Below are 13,456 nucleotides of genomic sequence, written 5' to 3'. Positions count from 1 at the left end.
GGATTATCCCGAACTAGACTGATGCCATGACCGCCATGGCACCCGCCCGGGCCGAACCGGACCTGTCGTTCTACCTCGACCACACCAGCCATGTGCTGCGCACGCGGATGGCGGCGGCGCTCGCGGAGATCGGGCTGACGCCGCGGATGCACTGCGTGCTCGTCCACGCCCTGGAGGAGGAGCGTACCCAGATCCAGCTCGCCGAGATCGGCGACATGGACAAGACCACCATGGTGGTCACGGTCGACGCGCTGGAGAAGGCGGGGCTGGCCGAGCGCCGCCCCTCCAGCACCGACCGGCGGGCCCGGATCGTCGCGGTCACCGAGAAGGGCGCCGAGGTGGCCAGGAAGAGCCAGGCCATCGTCGACGGCGTGCACCGGGCGGCGCTGGACTCCCTGCCGGAGGAGGAGCGGGAGGTCCTGCTCAGGGCGCTCAAGCGGCTGGCGGAAGGGCACCTGGCCACGCCCGTGGAGGCGCCGGTGGGGGCGAGGCGCGCAAGACAATCCCATTAGGGATCGTCTATAACGAAACTATCTGCTACGGTTTCTCCTGTCGCCACCTGACAGGAGAAACCGTCATGTCACGCGCACTCGCCGTGCTTTCCGCGTCCACCTTGATGACCATCCTGGACGGCAGCATCGTCACCGTGGCGATGCCCGCCATCCAGCGGGACCTGGGCTTCGCGCCCGCCGAGCTGAGCTGGACCGTCAACGCCTACCTGATCCCCTTCGGCGGCCTGCTCCTGCTGTCCGGGCGGCTGGGGGACCTGGTCGGCCGCAAGGTCATGTTCCTGGCCGGCAACGCCGTCTTCACCGCCGCCTCGCTGCTCGCGGGGCTGGCCACCGGGCCGGGCATGCTGGTCGCCGCACGCTTCCTGCAGGGCGTGGGGAGCGCCATGTCCTCGGCGGTGGTGCTGGGCATCCTCGTGACGCTGTTCACCGAGCCGCGCGAGCGGGCCAGGGCCATCGGCGTGTTCAGCTTCACCGGCGCGGTCGGCGCCTCGATCGGCCAGGTGCTCGGCGGCGTGCTCACCGACCTGCTGACCTGGCACTGGATCTTCTTCATCAACGTGCCGATCGGCCTGGCCACGCTCGCGCTGGCGATGGGGTCGGTCCCCGCCGACCGCGGCATCGGCCTGCGCGCCGGCGCCGACGTGCTCGGCGCGGCGCTGGTCACCGCCGGGCTGATGCTCGGCATCTACACGGTCGTCAAGATCGAGGAGTACGGCTGGCTCGCCGGCCACACGCTGGGCCTGGGCGCGGTCTCGCTCGCCCTGCTCGCCGCGTTCTTCGTCCGGCAGGCCAGGGCCGCGACCCCGCTCATGCCGCTGCGGATCCTGCGCTCGCGCACCGTCTCGGGCGCCAACCTCGTCCAGATGCTCACGCTGTCGGCCATGTTCGCCTTCCAGATCCTCGTCGCCCTGTTCATGCAGAAGGTCCTCGGCTACGGCGCCCTGGACACGGGCCTGGCCATGCTGCCCGCCGCGGTGGCCATCGGGGGGATCTCGCTGACCGTCTCCTCCCGGCTCATCACCCGGTTCGGGGCCCGCGCCGTGCTGCTGGCCGGGCTGGCGCTGCTGCTGGCCGCCATGGGCTGGCTCACGCGGGTGCCGGTGGACGCCTCCTACGTCACCGACCTGCTGCCCGTGATGGTGCTGATCGCCGGCGGCGGGCTGGTGCTGCCCGCGCTGACCACGCTCGGCATGTCGGGCGCCGGGGCCGACGACGCGGGGCTGGCCTCCGGGCTGTTCAACACCACCCAGCAGATCGGCATGGCGCTGGGCGTGGCGGTGCTGTCCACCCTGGCCGCCTCCCGCACCGGCGAGCTGCTGGCCGGGGGCGCGAGCCAGGCGGCGGCGCTGACCGGCGGCTACCGGCTGGCGTTCGCCGTGGCGGCGGGCCTGCTCGCGACAGCCTTCGTGGTGGCGCTCGTGGTGTTGCGCCGGCCCGAGCGCCAGGCCGCCCCCGCCGAGACCGTCACGGTCGCCTAATCCTGCATGCCGAGCTGCCCGGCCGCGCGGATGGCCAGCCACACCTCCGCGAACGCCGCGGTGGACGACAGGTCGCGGCCGGTCAGCTCGGCGAAGCGGCGCAGCCGGTAGGCCAGCGTGTTGGGATGGATGTGCAGGGCCGCCGCGGCCTCCTCGGTGCGGCGGTCCCTTTCCATCCACGTGCGCACCGAGGCGAGCAGCCGCGAGCCGTGGCGGGCGTCGTAGGCCAGCGCCTCGCCGAGCACGTGCTCGACGAGGGCGGTCAGCGTCCACGGGTCGTCGGGCAGCCAGCGGCCCGTGGTGTCCTCGCCGTAGTGGACCAGCGACCGGCCCGACTCCCGGGCCCGGGCGGCGGCCCACACCGCCTCCCGCTGCGCCACCCGCATCGACTCGCCCGGCGGGAAGGGCCTGCTCGCCCCCGCCGACACGCCCGGGAGGGCGGCGACGGCCGTACCGAGGGAAGGCGGGCCGAGCAGGTAATGGCCGTCGCCGCGGCGCAGCATGAGGTGCGGCAGCCCGTCCACCGAGCGGCGCAGGGCGTCGTCGTCGGCGTCCCGCACCACGAGCAGGACGGCCTCGCCGTCGACGGGCAGGCCCATGCGGGCCAGGCGGCGGCGGGCGGTGGCCGGGTCCAGCACGTCCTGCAGCAGCTCCGACAGCGTCTCGGCGCCCTCGCGGCGCAGCGTCTCGCGCTCGTGCCTGGCCATGGCGACCTGCAGCGCGGCCACCGTCGCGATGTGCTGCACCACGGCCAGCCCAGCGGGCCGGGCGCCCTCGCGCTCGAAGGCCACCAGGAACCCGGCGGGCCCGCCCGGCGCGGGCACGGGCAGCACGAACCCGCCCGGGATGGTCGGCGGCGCGTCCGCCTCGCCGGGCAGCGCCGACAGGTCGGGCACGGGCACCCCGTCCAGCAGCGGCCGGCCCTGCGGGGTGCAGGCGTAGACGTCGTAGCCCGACAGCCGCTCCAGGCGGCGAAACAGCGTCGCGGTGTCCAGGTCCTCGGCGGCCAGCCAGCGCAGCGCCCCGAACACCTGCAGCTGGGCGCCCAGCCGCTGCCTGGCGTCCTCCTGCACGGCGGCCGCCACCTCCTGGGCGATGGCGATGAACGGCACCGCCAGCGGCACCTCCAGCAGCGGCATGCCGCGCTCCTCGGCGGCGGCGAAGAACTCCCGGTGCAGCGGCGGCACGTGGAGCTGGGCGGACAGGGCCAGCGCCGAGACGCCCGCGTCGTCGAGCCGTTCGAGGTAGGCGCGCTGCCCGGCCGCCGTCCGCGGGATCGCGATCCCGGTCGTCATGATCACCTCGGCGCCGAGCAGCCACGGCGTCGGATCCTCCAGCTCGCTGACGTGCGCCCAGGACACCGACCGCGCCAGCCCGGCCTCCCCGCCCAGCACGCGCAGCTGGAGCGCGGGGGAGCGGACCAGGTCCTCGACCGTGATTCTTGTGGTCACCCACAAAGGCTACGCGGCCTTTTAATTTCGTCCACAATTGTGTGGATCTGTGGGCCTTTGCACACTCGTCGTCATGACGCAACGCCGAGGACCCGTCGACTCCGCCAAGGTGCCGCGCTTCGCCGGACCGGCCACCTTCGCCCGGCTGCCCCGCCTGGACGAGGTGGGCGCGGCCGACGTCGCCGTGGTCGGCGTCCCGTTCGACAGCGGCGTCTCCTACCGGCCCGGCGCCCGGTTCGGGCCTGCGGCGGTGCGTGAGGCGTCGCGGCTGCTGCGGCCGTACCACCCGGGTCTGGATATTTCGCCTTTTGAGAGCGTGCAGGTGGCGGACGCCGGCGACATCGCCTGCAACCCCTTCCACATCGAGGAGGCCGTCGAGACCATCGAGGCGGCGGCGGGCGGCATCGACGCCCGGCTCGTGACCATCGGCGGCGACCACACCATCGCCCTGCCGCTGCTGCGCGCGGTCTCCCGCCGCCACGGCCCCGTCGCGCTACTGCATTTCGACGCCCACCTCGACACCTGGGACACCTACTTCGGCGCCGCCTACACCCACGGCACGCCGTTCCGCCGGGCCGTGGAGGAGGGCCTGCTCGACACCGAGGCGCTCAGCCACGTCGGCATCCGCGGCCCCCTGTACGGCAAGCGCGATCTAGAGGAGGACCGCCGCCTCGGCTTCGGCGTCCTCACCTCGCGCGACGTCATGCGCATGGGGGTGGACGAGGTCGTCGACGCCCTCCGGCAGCGCATCGGCGACCGCCCGCTGTACGTCTCCGTCGACATCGACGTCCTCGACCCCGCGCATGCCCCCGGCACCGGCACCCCCGAGGCGGGCGGCCTGACCAGCAGGGAACTGCTGGAGATCCTGCGCGGCCTGGCCGGATGCCGCATCGTCGGAGCGGACGTCGTCGAGGTGGCGCCCGCCTACGACCACGCCGAGATCACCTCGATCGCGGCCTCCCACGTCGCCTACGACCTGGTCAGCCTGCTCGCCCTGGAGGCGCGATGAGCATCACCGAAATCGAGACCTACGGCGTCGAGCGCATCCCCGACGCCGACCGCACGGCCACGCCGTTCGACCTGTTCAGGGTGGCCTTCGGCGGCGCGAACACCTTCGCCACCTGCGTGCTCGGCGCCTTCCCGATCCTGTTCGGCCTGTCGTTCTGGCACGGCGTGGCCGCCACGCTGCTCGGCCTGACGGTCGGCGCGCTGATCCTCGCCCCGATGGCGCTGTTCGGGCCGCTCAACGGCACCAACAACGCCGTGTCCTCCTCGGCGCACCTGGGCGTCCACGGCCGGATCGTCGGCTCCTTCCTGTCGCTGCTGACCGCCGTCGCCTTCTTCTCGATCTCGGTGTGGTCCTCGGGCGACGCGCTGGTCGGCGGCGCCCACCGGCTGGTCGGCCTGCCGGAGTCCGGCTGGGTGTACGGCGTGGCCTACGCCGTGTTCGCGCTGCTCGTCCTCGTGGTGTGCGTGTACGGCTTCCGCTTCATGCTCTTCGTCAACAAGATCGCCGTCGCGGCGGCGTCGCTGCTGTTCGTCCTGGGACTGTTCGCCTTCGCGGGCGACTTCGACCCGGGCTACGCGGGCACGCTGGGCGCCGGCGACCCGCTGTTCTGGCCGTCCTTCATCGGCGCCGCGCTCATCGTGCTGTCCAACCCGGTGTCCTTCGGCGCGTTCCTGGGCGACTGGTCCCGCTACATCCCCGCCCACACGCCCCGGCGCAGGGTCATGGCCGCGGCGTTCCTGTCGCAGATCGCCACCGTCCTGCCGTTCACCTTCGGCCTGGCCACCGCCTCGATCATCGCCGCCAAGGCCCCGCAGTACGTCGACCCGGCCGCCCCCAACTACGTCGGCGGCCTGCTGGCGGTCTCGCCCGGCTGGTACTTCGTGCCCGTGTGCCTGATCGCGCTCATCGGCGGCATGTCCACCGGCACGACCTCGCTGTACGGCACCGGCCTGGACTTCTCCAGCGTCTTCCCGCGCTTCTCCCGCGTCCAGGCGACGCTGTTCATCGGCACGCTGTCGATCGTGTTCATCTTCGCCGGCCGCTTTGCCGCCAACCTCACCCAGAGCATCTCGACGTTCGCCACGCTGATCATCACCTGCACCGCGCCGTGGATGGTCATCATGGCGCTCGGCTACCTCACCCGCCGCGGCTGGTACGACGCCGACGCCCTGCAGGTCTTCAACCGCCGCCAGCGCGGCGGGCGCTACTGGTTCACCCACGGCTGGAACTGGCGCGGCATGACCGCCTGGCTCGCCTCCGCGGCCCTGGCGCTGGCCTTCGTCAACCTGCCCGGCCAGTTCGTCGGCCCGCTCGGGGAACTCGCCGGCGGCGTGGACGTCTCCCTGCCGCTGGGCCTGGCCGCCGCCGCGCTGCTGTACCTGGCGCTGCTGTCGCTGTTCCCCGAGCCGCGCGAGGTGTACGGCCCCGCCGGCCCGCGCCTGGTGCGCGCCGCCGACGTCCCGGTCCCGCCTATCGTCCCGGCCACGGCCGAGGTGTGATGCTGGACGCATGGAACTGATCGACCTGTCGGTGCCCATCGAGAGCGGGATGCCGGTCTACCCCGGCGACCCCGAGGTCCTGACCGCCCCCGCTCTCACCGTGGCCTCCGACGGCGTCAACGTGCTGGCCGTCCACCTCGGGTCCCAGTCGGGCACCCACGTGGACGCGCCGTACCACATCGACGACTCCCTGCCCAGGCTCGACGACCTCCCCCTGGACCGCTTCACCGGCCCCGCCGTGGCCGTCGACGCCCGCGGCCGCCCGCCCCGCTCGCCGCTGGAGGCCGCCCTGTTCGCCGAGGTTCCGGAGGACGTCATCGTGCTGGTCGCCACCGGCTGGTCGGCGCGGTGGGGCACCTACGGCTACGCCGAGCACCCGTTCCTGTCGGAGGAGGCGGCCCGCGTGCTGGTCTCGCGCCGGGTCAGGGCCGTGGGCATCGACGCGCTCAGCGTCGACCCGACCCCCGCGCACGACTTCCCCGCCCACCGGGTGCTGTGCGGCGCACACGTCGTCATCGCCGAGAATCTCGCCAACCTGACGCCGGTCCTGACCGCTCAGGCCGCCGGACGGTCCCTGGAGGCCTGGCTGCTGCCCATCCGCCTCGCGGGCGCGGACGGCGCCCCGGTCCGCGCCGTGTGCCGCGTGGCATGAGGCGTGCATGCAATAATGCATGTATGGTGGCGCTCCAGATCAGAGACGTGCCCGACGAGCTGCGAGATCGGCTGGCCGAGCTGGCCAGGCAGCGCGGGCAGTCGCTCCAGGCGTATTTGTTCGACGTCATCAGCGACGAGGCGCGACGCCAGGACAACCTGGCCGTGATCGACCGTTTCTCCCGCGGCCGATACGGCACGCGCCTGGAGAAGCCGGATGTTCTCGACGCCCTGCGGGTCGGCAGGCGCGAGCGTGACGTCGCACTCGGCGTTCCCGAGAGCGATCAGTGATCGTCGTCGACGCCTCGGTGATGGCGTTCGCCCTGCTCGACGAGGGCGCCATCGGCGACGGCTGCCGTGGGGCGCTGCGTGCCGACTCCAGATGGATCATGCCGGAGCACTGGCTCGTCGAGGTGCTGTCGGTCATCCGGGGGCACCTTCTCGGCGGCAAGATCGCGCCCGGCCACGCCGAAGCGGCCGTGCAGGCCGCGGGGGAGCTGGATCCGATCACGCCCAGGACGCGGATGCTGGCCGCGCGGATGTGGGAGCTTCGCGGCAATATGACCGCGTACGACGCCGCTTATGTGGCCGCGGCCGAGCTCTATGAATGCTCCCTCGTCACCGCCGACGCCCGGTTGGCGCGGGCGCCCGGCGTCCGCTGCCCGGTCGTCGTGATCGGCTAGCGGCTTCGCCGTACCGGGTAAAAGGGATCTACCGGGTGCCCCAGGAGTAGGTCTGCTTGCGCAGCTTGAGGTAGACGAAGGATTCGGTCGCCCGGACCGCCGGGATGGCCCGGATCTTGCTGAGGATCTCCAGCAGGTGCGGATCGCCCTCGCAGACGACCTCCACGATGACGTCGAAGGAACCGGCCGTGAGCACGACGTAGTCGATCTCGGGAATGGCCGCGAGCTCGTCGGCCACCGCCTCCAGGTCGCCCTCGCAGTTGATGCCGATCATCGCCTGGCGGGGGAAGCCCAGCGTCAGCGGGTCCGTGACCGCCACGATCTGCATGACCCCGGCCTCCTGGAGCCGCTGGACCCGCTGGCGGACCGCCGCCTCCGACAGCCCGACGGCCTTGCCGATGGCCGCGTACGGCATGCGCCCGTCCTGCTGGAGCTGCTCGATGATCTGCTTGGACAGGGCGTCCAGCACGACCGGGCCCGGGACGGCGTCGTTCGCGCGGCGTGCCTTGGGCGGGGTCGTCATTCGCACTCCTCGGGGTATGTCGTTGGTGCGACATGTTGTCAGTTCTGGGCCCAGTGTCAAGCGAATTCGTAGCATTTTGGTATCGTCGCAACGAAATCCCTTGTCCTGATGCTTCCCCTCTGTCAGAGTCGCGACAACTCAGCCCCATCGCCAGGAGGTCAGACATGACCGAGCTTGTCGAGGTCATCAATAGACACAGCACCATGGTCATGCGGCCGACGGAGGAGGCCGTATGACCACCAGCCGTCTGCAGAACTTCATCAACGGTGAGTTCGTGGACGCCAAGAGCGGCCGGTACTCCGATGTCATCGACCCGTGCACCGGTGAGGCCTATCTCCAGGCGCCCGTCTCCGGCCAGGAGGACGTCGACGCCGCCTACGCGGCGGCGGCCGCCGCGTTCGAGTCGTGGGGCGCGACCACTCCCGGCGAGCGCGCGAACCTGCTGCTGAAGATCGCCGACGCGATCGAGGCGCGGGCCGACGAGATCAACGAGGCCGAGTGCCGCAACACCGGCAAGCCACGCGCCCGCATGGCCGAGGACGAGACCCCGGTGGCGGCCGACCACTTCCGGTTCTTCGCCGGCGCCGCCCGCACGCTCGAAGGCCCCACGGCCGGCGAGTTCCTCGCCGAGCACACCAGCGTCATCCGCCACGAGCCCGTCGGCGTGATCGGCCAGGTCACCCCCTGGAACTACCCGATGATGATGGCCGTGTGGAAGATCGCCCCCGCGCTCGCCGCGGGCAACACGGTCGTCCTCAAGCCCTCCGACACCACCCCGGTCTCCACGCTCAAGCTCGCCGAGATCTGCGGCGAGATCCTGCCGCCCGGCGTCTTCAACGTCGTCACCGGCGACCGCGAGACCGGCGCCCTGGTCGTCGGCCACCCCAAGGCCGCGATGGTCGCCATCACCGGCTCGGTGGGCGCGGGCATGGCCGTGGCCAAGACCGCCGCCGACGACGTCAAGCGCGTCCACCTCGAGCTCGGCGGCAAGGCCCCGGTCGTGGTCTTCGACGACGTCAAGGACATCGCCAAGACCGCCCAGTCCATCGCCACCGCCGGCTACTACAACGCCGGCCAGGACTGCACCGCCGCCTGCCGCGTGCTGGTCCACGAGAGCATCCACGACGAGTTCGTCGCGGCGCTCACCGAGGCCGCCGCCGCCACGGTCTGCGGCGACCTGGACGACGCCGACGCCCTGTTCGGCCCGCTCAACAACGCCAACCAGCTCGAGCGCGTCCAGGGCTTCTTCGAGCGGCTGCCCGGCCACGCCAAGGTGCTCACCGGCGGCCACCGCATCGGCGAGAAGGGCTACTTCTTCGCCCCGACCGTCGTCGACGGGCTCAAGCAGGACGACGAGATGATCCAGACCGAGGTGTTCGGCCCGGTCATCACCGTCCAGACCTTCACCGACGAGGCCGACGCGCTGGCCAAGGCCAACGACGTCAAGTACGGCCTGTCCGGCTCGGTGTGGACCTCCGACCACGGCCGCGCGATGCGGATGTCCAACAAGCTGGACTTCGGCGTCGTCTGGGTCAACACCCACATCCCGTTCGTGAGCGAGATGCCGCACGGCGGCTTCAAGCACTCCGGCTACGGCAAGGACCTGTCGGTGTTCGGCCTGCACGACTACACCCGTGTCAAGCACGTCATGCACTACATCGGAGACTAGGACGGTGCACGCGATCCAGCTTGACGGCGTCGTCAAGGAATACACGTCACACGGCGAGGTCGTCCAGGCTGTGAAGGGCGTCACCCTGGACATCGCCGAGGGGGAGTTCTTCTCCCTCCTCGGCCCCTCCGGCTGCGGCAAGACCACGACCATGCGCATGATCGCCGGGTTCGAGGAGCCCTCGAAGGGCACCATCCGGCTGCACGGCCAGGACGTCACCAACGTCCCGCCGAACAAGCGCGACGTGAACATGGTCTTCCAGTCCTACGCGCTGTTCCCGCACATGAACGTCTGGGACAACGTGGCGTTCGGGCTGAAGCAGAAGAAGGTCCCCGCCGAGGAGATCAAGCGCCGCGTCGGCGAGATGCTCGAGATCGTCGACCTGGTCGGCCGGGAGAAGCGGCGGCCCAGGGAGATGTCCGGCGGGCAGCAGCAGCGCGTCGCGCTGGCCCGCGCGCTGGTCAACCACCCGCGCGCGCTGCTGCTGGACGAGCCGCTGGGCGCCCTCGACCTCAAGCTCCGCCAGGCCATGCAGCTGGAGCTCAAGCGGATCCAGCGCGAGGTCGGCATCACCTTCGTCTACGTCACGCACGACCAGAGCGAGGCGCTCACCATGAGCGACCGTATCGCCGTCATGAAGGACGGCCTGGTCGAGCAGCTGGGCGACCCGCGCACGATCTACGAGGAGCCCGCGACGGCCTTCGTGGCCGGCTTCATCGGCACCTCCAACCTGCTGACCGGCACCGCCAACGGCGGCGTGCTCAAGGTCGGCGGCGGCAGGGTGCTGGTGCCCGGCAAGGAAGGCGAGGTGACGGTCACCGTACGGCCGGAGAAGATCACCATCTGCACGGAGGAGCCGCAGGGCGAGCTGAGCATCGTCTCGGGCACCGTCACCGAGGTGGTGTATCTGGGGACCTACAACAGTTATGCCGTCCGCCTCGCTGACGGGGTCGAGGTGACGGTGTTCCAGCAGAACGCGGTCGACGCCACGGCGACGGCGGAGCGGGGCGACTCCGTGTGGCTGTCGTGGCAGCCGCAGCACTCATATGCGATTGGAAAGTAATGGATCCGCTGTTGCTGCGAGGCATGACCCAGCCCCGCACCCGTCGTGACGTGTTCCGCCTCGCCGGCCTGTCGGCCGCGGGGCTCGCGCTGGCCGCGTGCGGCGTGCAGGGCCAGAAGCAGGCCCCGCCCAAGCCCGACGCCGTCAAGGACTTCTGGTCCAAGCAGAAGAAGAACGGCAAGGTCGTCTTCGCCAACTGGCCCGAGTACATGCCGCCGGACCAGGCCCCGCTGAAGAAGTTCCAGCAGGCCACCGGGATCTCCTACGAGTACAAGGAGGTCATCCAGGAGAACGCCGAGTTCTTCGGCAAGTCCGAGCCGGTCCTGCGGGCCGGGCAGTCGCTGGGCTACGACATCGTCGTCATGACCAACGGCGTCCAGCTGCAGAAGATGATCCAGCTCGGCTACGTCGTGCCCCTGGACCACTCCCAGCTGCCCAACTTCGCCGCCAACGCCGGCGAGAAGTACAAGCAGCGCTCCTACGACCCGGGCAACCAGTACACCGTCCCGTACACCTCGGGCATCACCGGCATCGCCTACAACACCGACCACGTCAAAGAGGACATCACCAGCATCAAGGCGCTGTTCGACCCGAAGTACAAGGGCCGGATCGGCATGATGAGCGACGCCCAGGAGATCGGCAACTTCGGCATGTTCGCCCTGGGCATCGACCCGGAGAAGTCCACCCAGGCCGACTGGGAGAAGGCCGGCGAGCTGCTGAAGAAGCAGCGCGACGACGGCCTGGTGCGCAAGTACTACGACCAGAGCTACATCGACGCCGTCTCCAAGGGCGACGTCTGGGTCACCATGGCGTGGTCGGGCGACGTCTTCCAGCGCCAGCTGGCCGGTGAGCCGGTCAAGTTCGTGGTGCCCGAGGAGGGCGGCACGATCTGGACCGACAACATGCTGATCCCCAAGGGCGCGGCCAACCCGGTCGACGCGCTCATGCTCATGGACTACCTCTACCAACCGGCCGTCGCCGCCGAGCTGGAGGAGTACATCCAGTTCATCTCGCCGGTGCCCGCGGTGAAGGACATCCTGCAGCAGAAGGCCGCCACGCTGAAGGGCGAGGACAAGGAGACGCTGGAGACGATGGTCGGCAGTCCGCTGATCTTCCCCTCCGAGGCCGACTACGCCAAGCTGCGCTCCTACCGCACGCTCACCACGGCCGAAGAGCAGATCTTCAACCGCGTCTTCCAGTCGATCACCCAGGCCTAGGACATGCGACGCCGCCTGACCCCCTACCTGCTCGCGCTCCCCAGCTGGCTGTGGCTGGCCGCCTTCCTAGTGGTGCCGCTCGCCGCCATGGCGTCGGTCTCCACCCAGACGGGCAACGTCGTCGACGGCTTCGCCCAGACGTTCAGCTTCGGCAACTACGCCGACGCGCTCGGCCGCTACAGCACCCAGCTCGTCAGGTCGCTGCTGTACGGCGGAGCCGCCACGCTGGCCATGCTGGCGATCGGCTACCCGGTCGCATACTGGATCGCGTTCCGGGGCGGCAGCCGCAAGTCGATGTACCTGTTCCTGCTGCTCCTGCCCTTCTTCGTGTCGTTCGTGCTGCGGACGATCGCGTGGGGCTTCCTGCTGGCCGACGACGGCATCCTGTTCGGCACGCTGAAGGGCTGGGGGCTGCTGTCGCCCGACTTCCACGTCCTGGCCACGTCGTTCGCGGTCATCGCGGGGCTGACCTACAACTGGCTGCCCTTCATGATCCTGCCGATCTACGTGGGCCTGGAGCGGGTCGACCCGCGCGTCATCGAGGCAGCCTACGACCTGTACGCCACGCGGTTCACGGTGTTCCGCCGCGTGGTGCTGCCGCTGTCGCTGCCGGGCGTCTTCGCGGGCGTGCTGATGACGTTCGTGCCCGCCGTGGCCGACCCCATCAACGCACAGATCCTCGGCGGCACGAACAACACCATGATCGGCAACATCATCCAGGTCGAATACCTCACCAACAACAACTACCCGACGGCCTCCGCGCTGTCGTTCACGCTGATGGCCGTGCTGCTCGTGGGCATCTTCGCCTACGCCCGCGCGCTCGGCACCGAGAACGTGCTGGAGGCGGCGGCGCGATGAGTTCCGGTCGTCTGCTGAAGGCCTACACCTGGCTGGTCATCATCTGGCTGTCCTCGCCGATCGCCGTGATGATCCTGTTCGGCTTCAACGACAAGAAGAGCAAGTCCAACACCTCCTGGCAGGGCTTCACCCTCAAGTGGTACCACCAGCTCTTCGAGATCGACGGGCTGACCAGCGCGCTGGTCACCTCGCTGCTGATCGCCGTCGTCTCCACCGCCGTCACGGTCGTGCTGGGCACCCTGCTCGGCCTGGCCCTCGGCCGCCACCGCTTCCGCGGCCAGGGCGTGACCAACTTCCTGGTCTTCGCCGCCATCTCCACGCCCGAGCTGGTCATGGGCGCCTCGCTGCTGTCGCTGTTCGTCTCGGCTAACCTGCCGCGCGACGCCCTCACCATCACGATCGCGCACGTGCTGTTCTCGCTGTCGTTCGTGACGGTGACCGTACGGGCCCGGGTCCTGACCCTCGACCCGGCGCTGGAGGAGGCCGCCAAGGACCTGGGCGCCACGCCGTGGGCCACCTTCCGGCAGGTCACGCTGCCGGCGATCATGCCGGGCGTGGCGGCGGGCGCCATGCTGGCCTTCGCGCTGAGCGTCGACGACTACGTGGTGACCAGCTTCGTCAACGGCTCGACGATGACCTTCCCGCTGTGGATCGTCGCGTCGGTCAAGACCGGCATCCCGCCGCAGGTCAACGTCATGGGTACGCTCATCTTCGGCATCGGCGTCGTCATCGCGGTGGCGAACTCCATCGCGGCCCGGCGCCGGGCCTAGTCCTGTCGGACTCTGCCAAGAACACTCTGCCAAGAACAGGGAGGCGAGATCGGATCTCGGCGGGGGGAACCCG

Annotated in this window: 14 protein-coding genes; 12 read left to right on the top strand and 2 right to left on the bottom strand. The window is 70.3% G+C overall.

Going from position 1 to position 13,456, the window contains the following annotated elements; translation table 11 throughout:
• Positions 1 to 26 precede the first annotated feature (26 nt).
• Together BSB02_RS21965 and BSB02_RS21960 are read left to right on the top strand one after the other, a co-directional pair.
• Positions 27 to 512 carry a MarR family winged helix-turn-helix transcriptional regulator gene (locus BSB02_RS21965; RefSeq protein ID WP_084961313.1) on the top strand — a complete coding sequence of 162 codons (486 nt, stop codon included), beginning with the start codon at positions 27 to 29 and terminating at the stop codon, positions 510 to 512.
• Between the two features lie 65 nt (positions 513 to 577).
• The gene (locus BSB02_RS21960; protein WP_084961311.1) at positions 578 to 1,990 is read left to right on the top strand and encodes an MFS transporter; all 1,413 of its coding nucleotides are present in this window, start codon (positions 578 to 580) and stop codon (positions 1,988 to 1,990) included.
• On the opposite strand, the gene BSB02_RS21955 is transcribed toward BSB02_RS21960, so the two are convergent.
• Positions 1,987 to 3,441 (bottom strand): PucR family transcriptional regulator, encoded by a 1,455-nt coding sequence (locus tag BSB02_RS21955; protein WP_240506573.1) that lies wholly within the window; start codon positions 3,439 to 3,441, stop codon positions 1,987 to 1,989. The genes BSB02_RS21960 and BSB02_RS21955 overlap by 4 nt on opposite strands.
• 73 nt (positions 3,442 to 3,514) lie before the next feature.
• Between BSB02_RS21955 and speB the strand changes: the two genes are divergently transcribed.
• Genes speB through BSB02_RS21930 form a run of 5 tightly spaced genes read left to right on the top strand, consistent with a single transcriptional unit; the run spans position 3,515 to position 7,283 of the window.
• Positions 3,515 to 4,450, top strand: coding sequence for an agmatinase (gene speB / locus BSB02_RS21950; protein ID WP_084961307.1), 936 nt, complete (start codon positions 3,515 to 3,517; stop codon positions 4,448 to 4,450).
• Positions 4,447 to 5,949, top strand: coding sequence for a purine-cytosine permease family protein (locus BSB02_RS21945; protein ID WP_084961305.1), 1,503 nt, complete (start codon positions 4,447 to 4,449; stop codon positions 5,947 to 5,949). The genes speB and BSB02_RS21945 overlap by 4 nt, the downstream gene beginning before the upstream one ends.
• 10 nt (positions 5,950 to 5,959) lie before the next feature.
• On the top strand, positions 5,960 to 6,601 hold the full coding sequence (locus BSB02_RS21940) for a cyclase family protein (RefSeq protein WP_084961303.1): 642 nt from the start codon (positions 5,960 to 5,962) through the stop codon (positions 6,599 to 6,601).
• A gap of 23 nt (positions 6,602 to 6,624) precedes the next feature.
• Positions 6,625 to 6,891, top strand: a complete 267-nt coding sequence (locus tag BSB02_RS21935) for a FitA-like ribbon-helix-helix domain-containing protein (RefSeq protein ID WP_084961301.1) — start codon at positions 6,625 to 6,627, stop codon at positions 6,889 to 6,891.
• The gene (locus BSB02_RS21930; RefSeq protein ID WP_084961299.1) at positions 6,888 to 7,283 is read left to right on the top strand and encodes a type II toxin-antitoxin system VapC family toxin; all 396 of its coding nucleotides are present in this window, start codon (positions 6,888 to 6,890) and stop codon (positions 7,281 to 7,283) included. Before BSB02_RS21935 ends, BSB02_RS21930 begins: the two co-directional genes overlap by 4 nt.
• A gap of 28 nt (positions 7,284 to 7,311) precedes the next feature.
• Here BSB02_RS21930 and BSB02_RS21925 read toward each other — a convergent pair whose 3' ends face one another.
• The gene (locus tag BSB02_RS21925) at positions 7,312 to 7,806 is read right to left on the bottom strand and encodes an Lrp/AsnC family transcriptional regulator (RefSeq protein WP_084961297.1); all 495 of its coding nucleotides are present in this window, start codon (positions 7,804 to 7,806) and stop codon (positions 7,312 to 7,314) included.
• A 232-nt stretch (positions 7,807 to 8,038) separates the two neighbouring features.
• On the opposite strand from BSB02_RS21925, the gene BSB02_RS21920 reads away from it, so the two are divergent.
• From BSB02_RS21920 to BSB02_RS21900, 5 genes are read left to right on the top strand one after another with little or no spacing between them, the layout of a single operon-like run.
• The gene (locus BSB02_RS21920) at positions 8,039 to 9,475 is read left to right on the top strand and encodes a gamma-aminobutyraldehyde dehydrogenase (protein WP_084961295.1); all 1,437 of its coding nucleotides are present in this window, start codon (positions 8,039 to 8,041) and stop codon (positions 9,473 to 9,475) included.
• 4 nt (positions 9,476 to 9,479) lie between these two features.
• A complete protein-coding gene (locus BSB02_RS21915) occupies positions 9,480 to 10,538 on the top strand; it encodes an ABC transporter ATP-binding protein (RefSeq protein WP_240506572.1) in 1,059 nt (352 codons plus the stop codon).
• A gap of 23 nt (positions 10,539 to 10,561) precedes the next feature.
• A complete protein-coding gene (locus tag BSB02_RS21910; protein ID WP_143590991.1) occupies positions 10,562 to 11,755 on the top strand; it encodes a polyamine ABC transporter substrate-binding protein in 1,194 nt (397 codons plus the stop codon).
• A gap of 3 nt (positions 11,756 to 11,758) precedes the next feature.
• Positions 11,759 to 12,613: an ABC transporter permease gene (locus BSB02_RS21905; RefSeq protein ID WP_084961289.1), complete on the top strand. Its 855-nt coding sequence runs from the start codon at positions 11,759 to 11,761 to the stop codon at positions 12,611 to 12,613.
• Positions 12,610 to 13,383, top strand: coding sequence for an ABC transporter permease (locus BSB02_RS21900; protein ID WP_084961287.1), 774 nt, complete (start codon positions 12,610 to 12,612; stop codon positions 13,381 to 13,383). The genes BSB02_RS21905 and BSB02_RS21900 overlap by 4 nt, the downstream gene beginning before the upstream one ends.
• The last annotated feature ends 73 nt before the right edge of the window (positions 13,384 to 13,456 follow it).

The organism is Thermoactinospora rubra (assembly GCF_002093975.1).
Taxonomy (GTDB): domain Bacteria; phylum Actinomycetota; class Actinomycetes; order Streptosporangiales; family Streptosporangiaceae; genus Nonomuraea; species Nonomuraea rubra_A.
Note: the sequence above shows the minus strand (reverse complement) of the source record. Positions and strands in the feature narration are given on the sequence as shown.